The sequence below is a fragment of the Enterococcus sp. AZ080 genome, from assembly GCF_051714945.1.
Taxonomy (GTDB): domain Bacteria; phylum Bacillota; class Bacilli; order Lactobacillales; family Enterococcaceae; genus Enterococcus_B; species Enterococcus_B pernyi.
In genome coordinates, this window is sequence record NZ_JBIOSV010000001.1 from 1,502,199 (window position 1) to 1,520,215 (window position 18,017).

16 protein-coding genes, 1 pseudogene and 1 riboswitch are annotated in these 18,017 nt (G+C 37.9%); of the genes and pseudogenes, 3 read left to right on the forward strand and 14 right to left on the reverse strand.

Features of this window, described 5'->3' with window-relative positions; translation table 11 throughout:
• The first annotated feature begins 65 nt into the window (after positions 1–65).
• Positions 66–593: a DUF308 domain-containing protein gene (locus IGK01_RS07095; protein ID WP_010735400.1), complete on the forward strand. Its 528-nt coding sequence runs from the start codon at positions 66–68 to the stop codon at positions 591–593.
• A 175-nt stretch (positions 594–768) separates the two neighbouring features.
• Positions 769–1,920 carry a cation:proton antiporter gene (locus IGK01_RS07100; protein WP_010735399.1) on the forward strand — a complete coding sequence of 384 codons (1,152 nt, stop codon included), beginning with the start codon at positions 769–771 and terminating at the stop codon, positions 1,918–1,920.
• A 68-nt stretch (positions 1,921–1,988) separates the two neighbouring features.
• On the opposite strand, the gene IGK01_RS07105 is transcribed toward IGK01_RS07100, so the two are convergent.
• From IGK01_RS07105 to IGK01_RS07125, 5 genes are all read right to left on the reverse strand, one after another.
• On the reverse strand, positions 1,989–2,147 hold the full coding sequence (locus IGK01_RS07105; protein WP_023519711.1) for a hypothetical protein: 159 nt from the start codon (positions 2,145–2,147) through the stop codon (positions 1,989–1,991).
• A gap of 228 nt (positions 2,148–2,375) precedes the next feature.
• Positions 2,376–4,409, reverse strand: coding sequence for a penicillin-binding protein PBP4(5) (pbp4, locus tag IGK01_RS07110; RefSeq protein ID WP_438840616.1), 2,034 nt, complete (start codon positions 4,407–4,409; stop codon positions 2,376–2,378).
• A gap of 175 nt (positions 4,410–4,584) precedes the next feature.
• Positions 4,585–5,466 carry an LCP family protein gene (locus IGK01_RS07115; RefSeq protein WP_077151305.1) on the reverse strand — a complete coding sequence of 294 codons (882 nt, stop codon included), beginning with the start codon at positions 5,464–5,466 and terminating at the stop codon, positions 4,585–4,587.
• 319 nt (positions 5,467–5,785) lie between these two features.
• Positions 5,786–5,952, reverse strand: a riboswitch (M-box (ykoK) riboswitch).
• Between the two features lie 163 nt (positions 5,953–6,115).
• On the reverse strand, positions 6,116–6,730 hold the full coding sequence (locus IGK01_RS07120) for a flavin reductase family protein (protein ID WP_010735396.1): 615 nt from the start codon (positions 6,728–6,730) through the stop codon (positions 6,116–6,118).
• A 188-nt stretch (positions 6,731–6,918) separates the two neighbouring features.
• On the reverse strand, positions 6,919–8,211 hold the full coding sequence (locus IGK01_RS07125) for a lytic polysaccharide monooxygenase (protein ID WP_438840837.1): 1,293 nt from the start codon (positions 8,209–8,211) through the stop codon (positions 6,919–6,921).
• A gap of 451 nt (positions 8,212–8,662) precedes the next feature.
• Between IGK01_RS07125 and IGK01_RS07130 the strand changes: the two genes are divergently transcribed.
• Positions 8,663–9,430 carry an ankyrin repeat domain-containing protein gene (locus IGK01_RS07130; RefSeq protein WP_010735394.1) on the forward strand — a complete coding sequence of 256 codons (768 nt, stop codon included), beginning with the start codon at positions 8,663–8,665 and terminating at the stop codon, positions 9,428–9,430.
• Positions 9,431–9,510: 80 nt separating this feature from the next.
• Here the strand turns inward: IGK01_RS07130 and IGK01_RS07135 are convergent, their stop codons facing one another.
• The 9 genes and pseudogenes from IGK01_RS07135 to IGK01_RS07175 all read right to left on the reverse strand — a co-directional run bounded on the left by IGK01_RS07135 (position 9,511) and on the right by IGK01_RS07175 (position 18,010).
• The gene (locus IGK01_RS07135) at positions 9,511–11,064 is read right to left on the reverse strand and encodes a bifunctional metallophosphatase/5'-nucleotidase (protein WP_409173363.1); all 1,554 of its coding nucleotides are present in this window, start codon (positions 11,062–11,064) and stop codon (positions 9,511–9,513) included.
• A gap of 22 nt (positions 11,065–11,086) precedes the next feature.
• A complete protein-coding gene (locus IGK01_RS07140) occupies positions 11,087–12,370 on the reverse strand; it encodes an extracellular solute-binding protein (protein ID WP_438840617.1) in 1,284 nt (427 codons plus the stop codon).
• Between the two features lie 17 nt (positions 12,371–12,387).
• Positions 12,388–13,668 (reverse strand): annotated as a pseudogene (locus IGK01_RS07145) (MBL fold metallo-hydrolase).
• Entirely contained in the window at positions 13,652–14,470 is an 819-nt protein-coding gene (locus IGK01_RS07150; RefSeq protein ID WP_010735390.1) for a carbohydrate ABC transporter permease, read from the reverse strand. Before IGK01_RS07150 ends, IGK01_RS07145 begins: the two are co-directional and overlap by 17 nt.
• On the reverse strand, positions 14,467–15,354 hold the full coding sequence (locus IGK01_RS07155; RefSeq protein WP_041684204.1) for a carbohydrate ABC transporter permease: 888 nt from the start codon (positions 15,352–15,354) through the stop codon (positions 14,467–14,469). The genes IGK01_RS07150 and IGK01_RS07155 overlap by 4 nt, the downstream gene beginning before the upstream one ends.
• Positions 15,354–16,424 (reverse strand): ABC transporter ATP-binding protein, encoded by a 1,071-nt coding sequence (locus IGK01_RS07160; protein ID WP_062805200.1) that lies wholly within the window; start codon positions 16,422–16,424, stop codon positions 15,354–15,356. The genes IGK01_RS07155 and IGK01_RS07160 overlap by 1 nt, the downstream gene beginning before the upstream one ends.
• 553 nt (positions 16,425–16,977) lie before the next feature.
• Complete coding sequence (locus IGK01_RS07165) at positions 16,978–17,220, reverse strand: GlsB/YeaQ/YmgE family stress response membrane protein (RefSeq protein ID WP_010735387.1); 243 nt, start codon at positions 17,218–17,220, stop codon at positions 16,978–16,980.
• Between the two features lie 34 nt (positions 17,221–17,254).
• Positions 17,255–17,809 (reverse strand): Asp23/Gls24 family envelope stress response protein, encoded by a 555-nt coding sequence (locus IGK01_RS07170; protein WP_019724584.1) that lies wholly within the window; start codon positions 17,807–17,809, stop codon positions 17,255–17,257.
• Positions 17,810–17,821: 12 nt separating this feature from the next.
• Positions 17,822–18,010, reverse strand: a complete 189-nt coding sequence (locus IGK01_RS07175; protein WP_438840618.1) for a DUF2273 domain-containing protein — start codon at positions 18,008–18,010, stop codon at positions 17,822–17,824.
• Positions 18,011–18,017: the final 7 nt, after the last annotated feature.

The following is an 18,017-nucleotide window of genomic DNA, read 5'->3' on the forward strand; positions in this document are numbered from 1 at the left end:
ATCACTAGTTTTTAGTTGGTTTAAACAACAATAACCGTTAAAATAAAAAAAAGGAGGTTATAATAATGTATGAACTTATTCGAAGTAATTTTCAAAGATATGCTATTTTACGAGCAGCTATTTATATCATTGCTGGTATCGCCATAGTCATCAATCCAACTGCCGTATTTAATTTTGTCGGCTATCTTATCACTGCTTATTTTGTTTTATTAGGTCTGATCAATTTATTTGAAGCCTATAACAACAAGCAAAAAACGGGTGCTTGGGGATTTGGTCTTTTCAGCGCAATTGCTTTTCTGATTTTCGGACTGATCGTGTTCTTATTTGCATCAGCAATCGTTTCGATCTTGCCAATTCTTTTAGGCTTGATGATTTTAGCAAATGGCGCATTTCAATTGTTCATCAGTTTGAATACAAAATCAAAAGGATGGTCATTATACAGCGTGATTTTACTGATTGGCGGATTGATTTTACTATTTAATCCATTCCAAAGCTTGATGGTACTTTTCCAAATCTTTGGCGGTATCTTGATCTTTATGGGGATTTCTGAAATCATCAACTACTTTAAAGTAAGAAATATGTATGTCAATTGATTAGTTATTTTAATTCGAGGTTGGGCTTAATTGCCTAGCCTTTTTTGTCCTGCGCTTTCATATATCCATACAATGGACGATACTATATAAATAACGTTATTTATGTTATCCTGTTTAGTAGGTCATTTGACACGAATAAAATAAATTCTTTTTTGAGAAAGGAAGGATGAAAAGAATGGAATTTATAGGTATTCTCTGTTTGATCTTGTTAGCGACAACCATTGGCTCTCACCTTTCACGGAGGTTTGGTGTACCTGCGGTGATCGGTCAACTACTCGTTGGCGTCTTGCTTGGTGGTGCGGGTCTGGGATGGGTGCATCCAAATATTCTCGTCCACGATTTTTCAGAAATAGGTGTCATTTTATTGATGTTTTTAGCTGGACTGGAAAGCGATCTTTCTCTTTTGAAAAAATACTTTCGACCAGGAATGTTCGTTGCTTTATTAGGGATCATACTCCCCGTATTATTTGGTTGGTTGACGGGTGAAATTTTCCAAGTCACAAGGAATGAAGCTATCTTCTTTGGAATCATCCTCGCAGCAACTTCTGTTAGTATCTCTGTTGAGGTATTGAAAGAACTTCATGTAGTCAACACAAAAGAAGGTTCGACTATCTTAGGTGCTTCAGTAGTTGATGACATTCTTGTCGTGTTGGTGTTAAGTTTCAGCTTATCATTTTTGACAGGAGAATCTGGTAGCAGCCTCCCTTTACCGCTTCTTTTATTGGAGCAAGTGATTTACTTTATTTTTATATTTTTATTAGTCAAATGGATTGCCCCATTTTTGATGTCACTAGCTGGAAAAATCTATGCCAACTCTGCGATTATCATTGTTTCCTTGGTTTTATGTCTAGGTATGTCCTACATCGCTGATTTGATCGGACTAAGTTCAGTTATTGGTGCATTTTTTGCAGGAATCGCGGTGAGTCAAACATCGGTCAAAGAAGAAGTGTATCATAATGTCGAGGCATTAGGTTATGCCGTATTTATTCCAGTCTTTTTTGTCAGTGTTGGACTAGAAGTCGATTTCTCTAACTTTGGAGAACAATTGATTTTTATCTTGATCCTAACAACTGTTGCAGTCTTGACTAAACTTGGTGGTGGTTATCTAGGGGCGAAAGTAGCCGGTTTCTCAACGAATAGTGCCTTTATGGTAGGAGCTGGCATGATCTCACGTGGTGAAATGGCACTGATCATCTTGCAAATTGGACAACAAAGCCAATTGATTGAAGCAAAATATTATTCTCCACTTGTGATCGTAATCTTATTAAGTACTTTGATCTCTCCATTGATTCTTAAATACTTTACTAGAAAAGTGTATCATGGGTGATTCGTTCTCAGATAAATAGAGCCTTTCTACTAGATTTCTCGAATCTAATAGAAAGGCTCTATTTTTGATCAAATAATATGCTCTTTGCTATCGTTCCATAACTCTTCTGGCGAGTAATAATCATTTTCATTCAGAACAAGAGTGCCATCTGGTTGAATTTCGATGGTCGATCCTACCCAGGTTGTTTGTGAAGCCAATAAACTATTCTTTCTCTTGCCATTTTTCATCGAAAAAGCTTCTGCATGTTCTTTGGCTAAATGTGATTTTAAATATCTTGTTTCCTCATTATCAAATTAGATCTTCAACATGCTTGCTGCCATCTCCGCTTTTACTGCTCTTGGGACATCAGTCATCTTATCTCCTCCTCTTGTTATTTACACTCGTTTCTATAGACTAGTGGATCACTAGAAAAGGAAAATAGCCAATGGTTTTGTATCCGATTTCACACTCTATGTTTATTGGTAAGTTTGGTTCAAATACTGCAATAAAGCAGGCGCTCGATTAGTAGCAGAATCGCCTTCTTCTCTGTTTTCTAACATGCTGATCACCAAGTAGCCATTTGTTTCAGGATTGATCGCATAAAGGAAACTGTTTTCTTGTCCTTTTTCATCCTGCTTTTCTTTGATTTCAGCTGTGCCAGTTTTTGCTGCAAGCGGAATGCCAAGAGCAGCTAAAGAATGTGCAGTTCCGTTAGGATCTTGCACAACGTCGACTAAATCTGGCAAAATCGTTTGGACACTTGATTCACTGATCACATTTTTCTTATCTTTTGTTTCCTGATCCATAACTAATCGTGGATAAACTAAACTGCCATTATTTGCAAAAACACTATACATCGCAGCTTGTTGGATCGGATTGATCAATAATTGTCCTTGCCCATAGCCTGTATCTGCCAACAAAATCTCCGAATTGAATGAGTCTTCATTTGAGATCTGCGCAGGATTCATTTGGATCGGTAAATCAAGATCTTCACCAAAAATAAATTGATTCAGTCCTTTTCTAAAGGCTTCTTCCCCCATTTTCAATGTTTCTTGTGCCATATAGATATTATCAGAATAAACTAAAGCATTTTTCAAGTTGACTTGTGGTACATCACTGACACGTGTCACTTGGTAAGAACCCCAAGAGCTATCTTTTTGCCACTTCAATCCATTGATCGTTAAGACTTCATCTGGATTCAATGTTCCATTATCTAAGCCGATGGCTGCCGTGATCATTTTGAATGTTGAACCCGGCGCATAACCTGTCGCAAAACGACTGATAAATGGACGATTTGGGTCTTCTTCATATACTTTGTAATCATCTTGGGAAATACCGTTCGTCATTTTATTTGGGTCATAACTAGGTGAACTGACAAGGGCCAACAAATCTCCAGTTTTAGGGGCTGTCGCCACAGTAGAACCTGGTTTTCCATCTAAGCTATCGAATGCCGTTTTTTGCGCATTAGCATCGATCGTCAACTGGATATCCTGTCCATTTTTTACTTCATGTTGGAGTAAGACCGCTTTTTCTTTTCCTTCTTCATCTGTGACACTTAATTTCCCGCCGTTCGTACCTCTTAATTCTTTGTCGTAAGCCATTTCTAAGCCTGAACGCCCGATTTTTCCTGTGCTACTCAACTCAGGATTTTTCTCAATGTCTTCTGCGGTGATATCTCCTACATAGCCAATCAATTGGGCAGCGGCTTCCCCTAGTGGATAATAACGACCGTCAACTTCTTGGATCGTTGCTCCATTGGGAAGTTCTGGTGTTTCCCCATCAATGATTTTTAAAGGAACAAAGTAATCCGGTTGGACCCAACCTTGAGAAATCGCTTGTTCTATACTGGCTTCCGTCAAATCGAATGCTTCAGCGATTGCTTTGATATTCGCTGATTTTTCCTCACCCTCACCTAATTTCGCAGGTACGACACCTAATTGTTTTAATTTCCCAGTTATCGCTAACGGCTGTTTATTACGGTCCAAGATTTCGCCACGCGACGCTACATCTGTACTCAAGCTGACTTTATCTTGTCCTTCCATTTGCGGAAAAATCAAATTAGGTTGCCAATTGATTTTGGTTTGGTCTCCCTCTTTGGACAAGGTTCCTTCATATGCTAAGTCTTTCAATTCACCTAGCGTCGTATTCATTTTAGCTTCATACGTAAACTCATACGTATCATTCTCTTTTTTTGTCACGGATAAGTCTGAGAGTTTGATCCCTCTGATCTCTGCTGCACCGTAAATGTTTTGATATTTTTCCAAAATATCTTGTTCAGTAAGATCACTATCTTTCTCTACTTGAAGTGATTTTACCGCTTCTTCATAATTTTCCTGATTCAGGGAGTCAATAAATCCTTCAATCGTTTGTTCTCCAGCTTTTACTGCTTGTTGTTCCTGAACGTGTTGATAATAAAAGAAGCCACCACCAGCTGCTGCAAGCAAGACGACGATTCCCGCTCCGATATAGATGCCGGTCGATTTTTTCTTTTGTCTGCCACTCCTCTTCATGTTTTGAATACCTCTCTTTATTAAAAGTACGAATCAAAGATATTCTAACACATAGAAGAGGAAATAGAACAGCAGCCCAAATGATTCTTAACCAGTACTGTTCTTATGTTAACTTTTTTTTAATCAAAATAAACCAGTTCGTTTTAGGAACTGGTTTATCAATATGGTTATATGGTTATTTGTCCAAAAACTCGTGTATCGCTTGCTGATTTTTAGTCAAGTCGATTTCCAAGACACTACCAGCTGGTGTATTATCATTGAAGTCCCAACTTTTATCAACGGGCACGGACAATGTATCGATTTTCTTCTCGTCATCTAGGAAATCTAACCCACAATCTAACAGTACACTTTCCGGTAGATTGGTTTGGATACTACCTAAAAGTTTGCCGATCGCCTTGGGTAATTTGATGATCGATGTGACATCTTTCAATTGACTGGCTACCGCCTCAACGACTTGTTGTTGTCTACGAATCCGTCCAAAATCACCTTCTTCGTCTTCACGAAAACGAGCATATTGCAGCAAGGTATTTCCGTCCATTGTTTGCTTTCCTTTTTTGATAGCTACCCCATCTAAATCCAAATCTTTTTCTGCATCGATCGTGACGCCATCTGGAAACAATTCATCGATACAATCAATAAAATCTTGAAACGTAATACTTGCATAGTAAGGGGTCTCTAATTTGAAATTATCTTGTAAGGTTTGGTTTAATAAGTCGATACCTCCATATGAATAGGCGGCATTGATCTTATTCATTCCATAACCAGGAATAGAGACGTAAGAATCTCTCATGATAGAAATCAATTTGGCTTGTTTGGTCTTTTGATCATATTGGGCGACCATCAAAGAATCCGAACGACCATTTTCTTCTTTTGATCGTGCATCAGAACCAATCAATGCTACATTGATGATCGATGGGACATCTTGTGCATTGACTTTCTCAACTGTTGCAGATTGTTTCACTGAGGAGAACCCTTGGATAAATTCAAAAGAAAAAAAGCCAATGACCATTGCAAGTACTAACAAGATACTTAATATGATTTTCTGAAATGGTTTCATTCAGTTGCCTCTTCCTTTCAAACTCTTCTACTTGAAACGAGGACCTTTGTCTATTATGATGAATCAAGTAAAGAGTTTATTCTCTTACATGTCTTTGGGTCGATTGAGCTGCAACTCGTCGACCTTTTTTGTTTGTCTCTCTGTTTTATTTCGTTCGGTATTCTTTGGAGTGAGACGAATACCTTTATTGATAAAATCAAATAGCTTGTTCCAGCGCATCCCCTTTCTTGTCCAGACACAAGTTAGGCAAAGCGAGTAAAAAAGGAAAAGGAAGCATAAGAAAAGGTCAGAAACCTTTTCGAACAAGATTTCTGACCTAGCATCATCTCATCGTCCGAGTTTTAGCACTATACAACGTAAAGAACGTATTCTTAGCTATTGGAAAAAGCCTTAATCCGACAATTCCTGTTTGACCCATTGGCGTCTTTCGACGTTTCTGGGCAATAGCCTATGTTTGTATAGGAGCCTCACCTAACAAGGTTAGTACTTATTTGATTTTCACAAAATTTATCATATTCCTCTTCCCATTGATAATCAATAAAAAAAAGAATAAAATAACTAAATTAAACTTTATTTAATAAATGTAGAGCTAACGTTTGATTCTTAAATCATTTTTACACTAGAAAAAACTGCGTTATCAGCCGGATATTTACTCCGGACGTAACAAGCGAATGATCTCACCTAATTTACCGTAGTCGTTTCCTGCTAAGCGGCTGATTGGTTGTAACTGTTTCGGATCGATATAGCCTGTTTGTTCATCATAAACAGCTTCACTTATTTGATAAGTAGAAATTTGCAGTAAAAATAAATCAGCGGTTGTTTCTTGGCCTTTTTTGATCGGCACATGTTGGTATAGTGTCGTTTCAAAGGCAATACTTGCTTCATTGATTCTTGGGACGCTGATCGTATCGGATTCGGAAGTAGTGAAAGAGGTCAACGACAATTCACTTTCTTCGCTTGATAAGCTAGCAGCTGTCTGATTCGCATCTACAAGTATTCTTTCGTCAAGAACATGGATCACCGCTTCTTTTGTATCGATAAGATGCTTTGCTGTATCTTTCCACTCCCCATTTTTTCTTTGGATAGCTAAAGAAAGTATCGGCGGATTGGAACTGACGATATTGAAATAACTAAATGGTGCTACATTGGTCACTCCTTTTGAAGACCTTGTCGCAACCACTGCCACTGGGCGAGGGATAACTGAGCCAATCAACAGTTTATAATTTTCTCTTTCTGTTAACTCTGAAGGTACTCGTTTGAACATTTGCTTTCCTACTTTCTGGTTGAATGATCATTCCTGATGATAGTCATGGTATCGGACAATCTCCTTCATTGTCAACTAAACGTTCTTATTGCAACCTTTATTCACAAAAAAACACCCAGCGCAGTTTCATGCGCTGAGTGTCAAATTGATTATTTCAATCGGAATAATGTTGGTGCTTGGTCAGGTGCCTAAGTAACATCACCAAAGTTGAAATGTGGAACAATAGTGATGTAGACTCTTCCATTGTGTCTTACTTCTTCATTCATAGAATAACGTACTGGTGAAGCCATTGAACCTACTTTCCATTCACGGATTCCTTCGATTGTTTCATCTTGTTTCGTTGTCACTGATAAAGTGTTACTTGCATCTGAAACTTCGTCTGTTGTACTGATTGCACGTACCACGTATGAGTATGTTGTGCCAGAAGCCAAGTTTTCATCTGTGTAGCTAGTAGATGGCGTTGAAGCCGCTAACTGACCATTGCGATAGATATCATATTGTTTGATACCTTGTGTATGGGTTGAAGCTCCCCACATCAATGACACGCTTGAAGTCGTTTCGCCCATTGAATGTAAGTTTTTAGGAGCAGTTGGTTTTTCTTCAGCAGTTGTCGCTCTAGTTGTCACTGAAATCGCTGTTTTGTCAGATGTCAATCCAGTTTGGCTAACTGCTTCGATCTCATAGTTGTATGTTGTTTCTTCATTTAGTCCTGCATCTTTAAATTCTGGATCATTTGTATTACCAACTAATTCACCGTCACGGTAAACGTTGTATGATACAGTATTGGCTTGGCCATTCCATGCTAATTCTACAGAAGAAGCAGTCACATTTGCAGCACGTACATTTTGTGGTGCTTGTGGTTTCACAGGAATAGCTGAATCACCTTTCACATCAACATCAATCACGTTGTAGAATGCATTAGCTGTATCCGCTACATCCCAAACAGCTAAAATCACATGGTAACCTAAACGATCACTTGGTACGTTGATTGCGTGTGATGTCGTTGTTGCTGGTGTGCCATTATGGTTGATCGTACCAATCAATTCAAAATCAGAACGTTCTAATTTATCGTTTGGATTCCAATCTGCTTTTGTCATGTAATAATGCCATTTTGTTGTTGCATGTCCAACAGTATAGCGCCATGTAAATAAGTTTGCTCCTTGATCGATCGATTGTTTTGTCCAAAGTGATGAAGTTTGTTGATCAAGATTGAAATCACCAAGTGAACCACCTGCTGATGCAATTTGTCCATCAGCTGGTCCAGCTTGTGGGTATCCTTTTAAGGCTTCTAAAGATTGAGGTTCGTTGATAACCGCTCCATATTTTTGGAAAGCAACATTCCAGTTTGTGTCTCTGTCTAAATGTCCTTGGTACCCACGACTGATAGGAGACTGTACATATCCGTGTGCAGATGCTTCATTCCCACCAATTGCTAGACTTGCTCCAAATAAAATAGTTGAGCATAAAATGGTTCCTAAAATTTATTTTTTCATGTTTCCCTCCGTAATTAACGATTAATATAGATAACTTCAACTTTTTTCAAAAATTTCATATTATGTATTTGTTTTTGTTATCTTAAACTAAGAATAACAGACAAATATGTTTAAATCTAACCAGTTATTACCGCAAGCAAGGTAATAATAAATTACAAAAAAATGTTGAATCACCGTACAAAACGTTCTTTAAACAAGATTTTATGGATGTATTTTAGTATTGGAATAATTGAAAAAAATATTGATCGTCTATATTCTTGATTTTTTATTATAAATCAGCAAATTTTCAACTATTAAAATTTCGTTATTTCTTATTTATGAAAAAAAACTATAACTCTAACTATAATAACAACTAACCCCTTACTCTTTTGCTAGTGTAAGTTCATTCATTTGCGGTATCGATTGCTTCATCATATGATGATACAAAGGGGGAGTATTTATGAAAGCTTGGCTGATCGTGCCCTTTGCCGTTTTATTGTTTTCATTAACGGGTTGTGAAGAGCCACAGCAGATGACTGTTCCTGATCAAACGAAAAGCACTAGTTCTACTGTCGAACAAATAACCACTGAACAAACCGATCATTTAATCGAAGAAACGGAGGAATCGCTTGTGAGTTACCCATCTGGCAGTTTATTAGCCGCAGTCGAAGACAACGATCGAAAGAAAGTTGAGGATATTTTACAAACAGAGTATTCAATCGATGAACAAAATGACAAAGGCGAAACACCTTTACTAATTGCCACACATCATGATTTTGTCGAGATCGCCAAACTTCTGATCGATCATGGTGCGTCAATCGATATCCAAGATGCGATTCAAGACAGCCCTTACCTTTACGCTGGAGCACAAGGAAAAACAGAGATCCTATCTTATATGTTGGAACAGCGTGAACCAAATCAAGCAATCGTCAATCGTTTTGGCGGTAATGCCTTGATTCCAGCAGCTGAAAAGGGCCATTTAGACAATGTGAAACTCCTGTTAACCGACGCACGTGTGGACATCGACCATCAAAATAATTATGGTTATACCGCGTTGATTGAAGCAGTTGCTTTACGTGATGGTTCTGAAATCTATCAACAAATCGTTCAAGAACTGTTGAATCATGGCGCAGACAAAACGTTACGTGACAATCAAGGGAAAACTGCGGAAGATTACGCAAGAGAACTGGGATATACTGAGCTATTGGCACAACTATCTCAATCATAATATAAATATAAATATAAACGCTGAAAAAACTCCCTCAAATGCGGTGTACACGCATTTGAGGGAGTTTTTTCATCCTATTTTTATTTGCCGATCACGTTGAAATTATGATTCACTTTTGCATCTATCACTTTTTTTCGTTTGAAATAGTCGGCAATCAATTCGGTCATATCGATTGGATATTCTTTTACGATCTTCTCCGCTGAAAACATCTTATAATTTCCACCACCAACTGCTCGATATTGATTGATCACCACTTCTAGTGGTTTATCTAAGGGAATCGGTTCCCCTTCTTTTTCAAAGCGCGTTACACGATGCCCGATGGGGTGATTTAAATCAATTGTGTAATTGATACCTTCATACATATCATAGTTATAATATTGAGGTTTGGGCTGGATATACTTCGGATCAAACGTAATTCCTTCATCGGTTGCCATTAAGTAACCAGCCGTTTGTTCGAGTGCTGCTTTCAGTTCTTGTCCCGTCACACGTACAACAGCCAGAGTATTCGGGTAAATATAATTCGTAAGAATATGACGCATACTGACAGATTGTGGCAAACCAGTCACTTCATTATTGAATAAGGCTGTTCCTGAAATCTCTGCTCCAGTCGCATCCATCTGTATTCGATTGATCAATTCAATATATGGATGCTCATTGACTCTAGCTGCCATTGGATCAATAATCCGTAGATCGCCCAGCACTTCTCCCACTGGTTGGTCTAGCCACACATCTAATGCTTTTGAGACTAGTCCAACTTGTTCAAGAACACTAGGATCTGCAGATGCCTCGTTCGTCGGATAAAGTTGACACGAGTGGTCTAAGACGATAAACTTATTATCTTGCTTTTTGACAGTTAGTTTGATTGCTCCTACAAAAGCCCCACGATATCCTGGTTGGATCACTGGTACACCATTGACGACTTCAGCAATTTCACGATGTTGATGCCCTGTGACTAACGCATCGATCCCAGGTACTTCTTGTAATAATTGACTTCCTTCGTTTTCACCAGTCATTGCTTCAGTCGGCTCGTTTGTTGTTAGATCTTTTTCAAAACCACCATGGTATCCAACGACGACTAAATCTGCTAACTCACGTAATAGTGGCACGTACTTTTTGGCCGTTTCCACAGCCGACACAAAGTGAAGATCCTTGATTGTTTCAGGATTTTCCCAGTTTGGGATATACTGGGTCACTAGTCCCAAGACCGCCACTTTGATCCCTTGTTTCTCAATGATCTGATACGGAGGTAAAACCGATTCCTGTTGATTCTTCCTTAACATATTGGCTACGACTATTGGGAAATCATAGGATTGGATTGCTTCATTCAAATAGTTCCAGCCATAATTAAATTCATGATTACCTAACACACCTACATCATAGTTCATGCCGTTTAGAAGCTTTGTTAACGTCGAGACAGAATACTCCGGTTGTTTTGCAACAAAATAACTAAGTGGCGAACCTTGGATAAAGTCACCGTTCTCAATCATGAATACCGGACCGCTTGCTGCTTGTCTTAATTCCTTCAGTTTTCCAGCTACCTTCGCCACACCAAAAGGTTGTTCTAGGTCACTGGCATAATTCGTCGGCAGAACGTAGCCGTGCATGTCACTTGTTGCAAGGATCGTCACTTCCATTATTTCACCCTCTCAGTCGTTTTTATTGGTTCCAAGCATCTTCTAACTGCGGTACTGAATCTGTGATCAATTGATCTGTATCTTGATTTGTGTTAGCTAATATATTCTCCATGATCGTACGTATTTCGTTGAACGCATTGTCACTATTCTCCACGACTGGAATCGAGAACAATTCTTTCGTTGCCTCTTCTAACTGTCGTGGGACTTTTGTTTCCGATGAATTTTTGTAGTCATCACTTTCTAATACTGATTCGATCGTTGGCATATAGCCAGTCATGGTTGCCCAATACAATTGGTTTTCTGGCTCTGATAAGAATTTCATATATAAAAACGCTGCTGTCCGTTCTTCTGGTGTGGCACTACTGAACATGTAGAGATCCGTTCCTTGTTGTAAATTGATTTTTTCAGGGCGTGGAGCAACATCATACGTAAATACACCTTCCGTATCTTTCTTCACATATCCTTCCCCTGCAATCGATCCGATAAACATAGCTACTTTTTGATTGGCAAAAGGCCCTGATAAATAGTTGTCTGATCCCGCAATCCGGAAGTATCCATCTTTGACACCCTCCGCGTAATAGTTGATCAATTCTTTTGATTTGTCACTGGTCAAATCTAACTCTTTGTTAAATTCAACCCCTTTGTTTTCCATACCGATCGTATAATAGTTGTTCAAAGAATCAAAGCCGGCACCTACAACTTCGCCATCCGTTGCTTCATAAATCTTTTGGGATGCTTCTTTGAGTTCAGCGAATGTCGTTGGTACAGCGACATCATATTTTTCCAACATATCTTTGTTATAAAAGAGCATTTCAGTCGATTTATTAAAAGGAATACCGTACTGGACATCATTGATCTTGGCGCCATCCAGCAAAGAGGTACGAATCGCTTCTTGGTCTTGCCAACCAATCGTGTCATTTTCGATCAATGGTTGGAGATCAACGAGCATCTCGTCTTGTGCAGCATCGTATAACCAACCAGGATAAGCTTGAGTAATAGTTGGTAGATCTCCTGGTGACGGAAGAGTGGAGTTGATCTTTGCTTGTAGATCAGAATATTGGGCTTGGTTTTGTAATTCGACTTTGATAGTTGGGTTTGCTTTAACAAAATCATCAGTCATCTTTTGTAACGCTGTTTCTTGCGCACCGTTCATTGCATGCCAAAAGGTGATCGTCGTGTCTTTTGTTAAATCAGTGACAATTTCTTCACTTGACGAAGATGCGTTCGAGCCAGTGTTCCCACAGGCGCCTAAAGTCATTACAGCTGCTGATGCTACCAAAAACTTACTAATAGTTGTCCATTTCATTTTTCATTTTCCTCCAATTATAGTTGAATGGTTTCGCCTCTTTGTACTAATACTCTGCTTCCATATGGATTATGCATACTCTCAGGTTTTAACGTATGGATTGGGACCAACATAGCTGGTTTTATCCGATCGATGATTTCTGCTAGATCCGCAGGTTTTGCATGACCTGATAATGATAACTGCTTAAACTCCACTTGTTGCTTTTCAAAAGATGCTCTAAAAATCGCGTACTGGGGATCAAACTCGCCTAATGGTTGGGCATCACTGTGTATATACAGACCTCCTTTTTGTAATGAGTCAACCTTACCAACAAATTACCAAAAATAATCTGTCGAATCTGCTAATAAAGTATCGTAAGAATACTCAAGTTGTGGATCTAATGTATCGATCCGCTCTTTCTTCTCAGCGTAGTAATAAGGGACTTCTCGTTTTGCGACTTTTTGTAAGAGTAAAGCCATTTCTGCTTCCACAACTACTTGTCGTGGGGAGGCATCGATCAAAGCTTCCCAGCGTTTGATGTTCGCTGGATAAAAATTGAAGGTCAATTGACGATTCTCGTTTTCTTGGATCAACTTCACCAGTTGCTCCGTCAGTCCTCTTTCGCTATCTAGTGATGTCACATGTTTCTTTTCTTTCTCTGGGAAACTAATGCTCACTCCTTCCAGCATCAATACATCGACCTTCTGTGCCGCTTCACAAAACTCTTCTGTCAAATGTCGGTCAAATCCATGAAGACGAAGGTCACCTGAATAAGCAATCAAAGCAGTTGGTGTTTCGATAAGAAAGGCTGCTGCCCCATATGCATCATGATCCACAGGAAACAAACGTATCGTTATTTCGCCAATGTGAATATCTTGATCAGGCGCAATCGTTTTGATCATTCGTGTATTTCCTTCTATATAAGGGGAAGGCAACAAGAATGTCCCGTTACGATTTAAGCTTTCCAATAAATCTTTGGTCGGCTCTAATGTATATAAGGGGATTTTTGGATCAAGATAATTGATCATTTTTGTATGATCCAAGTGAACATGCGATAAAAATACTGCAGTATTTTTAAACTTAGTCTCTTGCTTTTGTGTGGTCAATCGAGGATCATAAATATCAATTGCTGGAATAAATCCTACATCTAGTAAAGTTGGTAGCTCTTCATTTGGTAAGTTGATCTCAGGATGATATTCTGTCCCAAAGTCAAAAAAAATTCTATCGTCCCCGTAAGCAACTTCAATGACTGTTCCACCGATCGTCATGAGCCCACTATGAAAGGTAATACTTGTTTTTTGATTAGCCTTTGATCCCATTTTTTGCCACTCCTCGGATGATTTCTTTTCTAAAAATAAAGTAAATAAGCACAATTGGTAATACCGTTAAGGTGGCTGCTGCTAATTGTAAGTGGACATCACTGCCACTTTCGCTCGTAAATGCAGATAAGCCATTGTTCAATAATCGAAACCTTTTGTCATTTGTGACCAATAACGGCCATAAAAAGGAGTTCCAACTCGAAATGAAAGTCAAAATTCCTACTGTGACCAGCGCTGGCTTAGACATAGGAACAAGGATCTTTTTTATATATTCCATATCAGATGCGCCATCGATCTTAGCTGCTTGATAAAAGGAACGTGAAATACTTTTCAAGTAATTAGTCAAATAATAAATATAAAAAATACTCGTCAAAAACGGTAAAATCAAGGCAGTATAAGAGTTCAACAAGCCTAAACGTGCGATTGTATTATAATTCGTAAATATGATCGACTCGTATGGAATCATCAACAGAGAAATCAATCCTACCATCACTACTTTCTTGTAGCGAAATTCCAAAGTTGCTAAAGCAAATGCTGCCAACAGTGAAGTGATAATGGTTGCCAATGTGGTTACTAACGATACAAATGACGTGTTGATGAAGTATTGAATAAATGGCGCTTTTTCAAATACCGCGAAATAATTCACCCATTGAAAGGAATCAGGTATAACAGTTGGTGGAATACTTGTCGCTTCCCGATACGTCATCAATCCACCGAGTATCATATAGATAAATGGAAAAACAGTAATGATTCCTAGGAGTGTCAAAAATAAGAGTGAGAGCAATGTAACGATTTTTTTCATCTTTGTCTCCCCACTTTCTTCAAAATCAACTGTTGGAAAAAAGTAATACTTAGAATAAGCAAGAATAAAACAAGTGTTGCTGCCATAGCTAGACCTGGTCTACCTGCAACGTGGAACTTATCATAAATGTAAAATACTGCGGTCATCGCACTTTTTGCAATTCCAGCTTGACCACCAAACAGTGCATAAACTTGCGTGTAGATTTTAAATGCGCCAATCAAATTGACTGTTAAGAGAAACGTCAATGTAGGAAGCAGTTGGGGCAAAGTGATTTGTAAAAAAATCTCCCATTCATTTGCGCCAAACATTTTCGCGATCTTGTAATGCTCTTTGTCAATGTTACGGAATCCGGCTAATAATATGATGATATTGAAAGCTAGACTTGTCCAAATACCAAAGAGGATCAAAGTCGGCATACTCATTGACACACTATCTAACCAATTCACGCGGGGAAGCCCAACAAACTCGAGTAAATAATTGATGAGTCCGTAAGATCCGTTGAAAAAATAGCGAAAAACAATACCGATCGCTATTGTACTCGTGACATAGGGCATAAAAAAAATCGCTTCAAAAAATGACTTATACTTTACTTTTTCAAAAATCACCCACGCAATTGCTAATGAAAGAATCAAAGCAATTGGTACGACGGTAAAACTGTAGAATGCAGTATTTTTCAATGCGCGAAAAAATACCGGATCACTAAACAACCGTTGATAATTCTCAACTCCTGCAAAGCGAGGATTGATCAATGTCCCTTTTTGAAAGCTCATAAAAAAAGCTCGAAAAAGCGGATAAATATTGAATACGAAAATTGCAAGTAATGCTGGAAGCAAAAAATACCAAGCCTTTAGCTGATTTTCAGAGTTATAATTCTTCTTTCCCATCAATAGATCCTCTCTCCATCAAGACTGAATAAGAACACTTTAGGATAAGCCAAATTAAACGTAACCTCAGTTCCTTCAGTAATCTCATTTTCCACTCGTACAATCGACTTTACTCGCTCTCCTGCAAGTTCAAAGTGTAAAATCCGTTCACGACCGATCAACTCAACACTTTGAATCTTCCCTTTCAAAGGTCCATTATCGCTTGGAAAGATATCTTCAGGACGCATGCCTAAGTAATATTTACCATTTGTGATTGATTTTTTGAAACGCTTTTCCATAAAATGAGTAAGTGGTAAATCAAATGACGCATGTTTGACCCGATCATCGATGACTTCAATCGGTAAAAAATTAATAATTGGATTACCAATGAATTTCGCCACGAATAAATTTTCTGGCTCTAAATAGAGATTTTGAGGGTCATCTTCTTGTTGTATCTTGCCATCTTCCAACAAGATGATTTTGTCACTGATCGATAGAGCTTCTTCTTGATCGTGGGTGACAAAAATCGTCGTGATCCCCACTTCTTTCACTAACCTGCGAATTTCTTCACGGATCTTCAAGCGTAGTCGAGCATCGAGATTACTTAAAGGTTCATCCAATAATAAGACTTCTGGTTCTTGTACTAAGGCTCTCGTGATGGCTACTCGTTGTTGTTGCCCACCAGATAAAGTCCCAGGTTTCTTGTTCTGCAACTCTTTGATATTGGTTAAATCCATATATTTTTCAGCAATCACTTTTGCTTCGCCTTTTTTCTTTTTATTATCCCCAACTAATAAAGGAAACATGATGTTTTCTAAGACAGTCATGTGTGGATACAACGCGTAATTTTGAAAAACAAAGCCAATATTACGATCTTTAGGTTCTGTTTTTATGACCGATTGCCCGTTAAAACGAATATCGCCATCTGTCGGTTGTAATAGTCCTGCGATGAGGTTCAACATCGTTGATTTACCACAGCCACTAGGGCCTAAAAGACAAACAAGTTCTCCTCTTTCAATCGCAAAATCTACTTGCTTCAATGCTTCAAAGCCATTATCAAAAGTTTTCTGTAATCCGATCACCTCAATCATAAGTGACCCTCCGCTCTTCCTTATATTTTTTATGACAGTTGTTTTCTTTCACATCTTCATCTTAACGTTCGAATATTTAGATTACATATATTATTTGTAAATATCTTGAAAATATTCTTAACTCCTAGTTTTTATGTTTGTTTTATTGTAAAAAATTGAAATCAACGTTATAAAATGATGCTTATAAAAACTCTTCATATAATATTTCAATAAAAGGATAACAAAGAAAAAATGCTTTATCTATAGCAATATTTAACGTCAATACGAGAAATAACAGTTATCTAGCAGTTAAACCTCGAAGATTGCTATGGAATAAGCATTTTGTTATTTTTTTAATATCAAAAAAATCGTAATTTACATATTATTTTTATGATAAATACGGAATTCAAGTGACTTAACCGATTGATAAAAGACAAACAACGAATATTCGAAAATATGTACAAACAAACAGACCACAAAGAGTTAGAATAAAAACTACTCTTTGTGGTCTGTTAGAATGTTTAGTCGATCTCTTTCTTGATCAGATCATTACATCTGAGTAAGCGATCTTTGCTTAAAGCTTACGTGCAAAGAATGAAACGATCAATACTAAAATGATTGCTCCGATAAGTGATGGTACGATTGCCATTCCACCGATCACTGGACCCCAAGTACCTAAAAGTGCTTGACCAATAGCTGATCCAACTAAACCTGCGATCACATTCGCAATGATTCCCATTGAAGAACCTTTATTTGTGATTGCTCCTGCAATTGCTCCGATAATACCACCAACGATTAATGACCAAATAAATCCCATGATTATTTCCTCCTAAAATTCTATAAAATTAATTTTATTGTACGCGTGGTTCATTGTTTTCTTTTACTTTTTGCGCACCTTTGCCAACAGCTGATTTTGCTTTGTCAGTTTGTTTTGAAGCAAATTGACCAGTTGATTTTGCTGCATCAGTTACTTTATCTTGTACTGTTTCTTGATCTTTTTCGTATTCTGCTTGTGTTTTGATGTCAACAACATTTACGTTAACTTCGATCACATCAAGATGAGTCATTTCATTTACTTCTGTGCTGATCAATTCTTTGATTTGATCGTAAATGTTTTCGATATCTTTTCCATATTCAACAACTACATCTAAATCAACAGCAACTTGTTTTTTACCAACTTCTGCGTTGATTCCAGCAGTCACGTTATCTGTATTGACTAATTTTTCAGCAATATTTGAGAAAAATCCGCCATCAAGAGTCAACAAACCGTCAACGTCTTTCAATGCGTAACCAATGATTTTTTGAATGACTTTGTCTTCATAAGTCAATTCACCTTTTGCTGCAGTATCAGCAACTGGATTTGTACCTGTAGTAGTGTTCACGTTTTTGAAATCTTTGTTTTCCATATTAAATTCCTCCTATGATTTGAAATATACATCTAACAATTTGGTTTCTTTTAAATAAAAACCAATACCCACACCAATAGCGGTCATGATCAATATTAAAAGAGTTTTGAAAAATCCAACTGTTAACCATAAAACGGCTAATAGTAAGCCAAGACCCCCAAAGATAATAGGGAGCTTATATAGTGAAAAAAATTCTTTCATTTGTGTG

What these genes read in the sequence shown, in the direction of transcription:
- IGK01_RS07150 (WP_010735390.1), bottom strand. Translation starts at nt 14,470, where the DNA reads ATGAAAAAAATCGTTACATTGCTCTCACTCTTATTTTTGACACTCCTA.
- IGK01_RS07100 (WP_010735399.1), top strand. Translation starts at nt 769, where the DNA reads ATGGAATTTATAGGTATTCTCTGTTTGATCTTGTTAGCGACAACCATT.
- IGK01_RS07155 (WP_041684204.1), bottom strand. Translation starts at nt 15,354, where the DNA reads ATGGGAAAGAAGAATTATAACTCTGAAAATCAGCTAAAGGCTTGGTAT.
- IGK01_RS07165 (WP_010735387.1), bottom strand. Translation starts at nt 17,220, where the DNA reads ATGGGATTTATTTGGTCATTAATCGTTGGTGGTATTATCGGAGCAATT.
- IGK01_RS07170 (WP_019724584.1), bottom strand. Translation starts at nt 17,809, where the DNA reads ATGGAAAACAAAGATTTCAAAAACGTGAACACTACTACAGGTACAAAT.
- IGK01_RS07160 (WP_062805200.1), bottom strand. Translation starts at nt 16,424, where the DNA reads ATGATTGAGGTGATCGGATTACAGAAAACTTTTGATAATGGCTTTGAA.
- IGK01_RS07105 (WP_023519711.1), bottom strand. Translation starts at nt 2,147, where the DNA reads ATGAAAAATGGCAAGAGAAAGAATAGTTTATTGGCTTCACAAACAACC.
- IGK01_RS07140 (WP_438840617.1), bottom strand. Translation starts at nt 12,370, where the DNA reads ATGAAATGGACAACTATTAGTAAGTTTTTGGTAGCATCAGCAGCTGTA.
- pbp4 (WP_438840616.1), bottom strand. Translation starts at nt 4,409, where the DNA reads ATGAAGAGGAGTGGCAGACAAAAGAAAAAATCGACCGGCATCTATATC.
- IGK01_RS07095 (WP_010735400.1), top strand. Translation starts at nt 66, where the DNA reads ATGTATGAACTTATTCGAAGTAATTTTCAAAGATATGCTATTTTACGA.
- IGK01_RS07120 (WP_010735396.1), bottom strand. Translation starts at nt 6,730, where the DNA reads ATGTTCAAACGAGTACCTTCAGAGTTAACAGAAAGAGAAAATTATAAA.
- IGK01_RS07175 (WP_438840618.1), bottom strand. Translation starts at nt 18,010, where the DNA reads ATGAAAGAATTTTTTTCACTATATAAGCTCCCTATTATCTTTGGGGGT.
- IGK01_RS07135 (WP_409173363.1), bottom strand. Translation starts at nt 11,064, where the DNA reads ATGGAAGTGACGATCCTTGCAACAAGTGACATGCACGGCTACGTTCTG.
- IGK01_RS07115 (WP_077151305.1), bottom strand. Translation starts at nt 5,466, where the DNA reads ATGAAACCATTTCAGAAAATCATATTAAGTATCTTGTTAGTACTTGCA.
- IGK01_RS07130 (WP_010735394.1), top strand. Translation starts at nt 8,663, where the DNA reads ATGAAAGCTTGGCTGATCGTGCCCTTTGCCGTTTTATTGTTTTCATTA.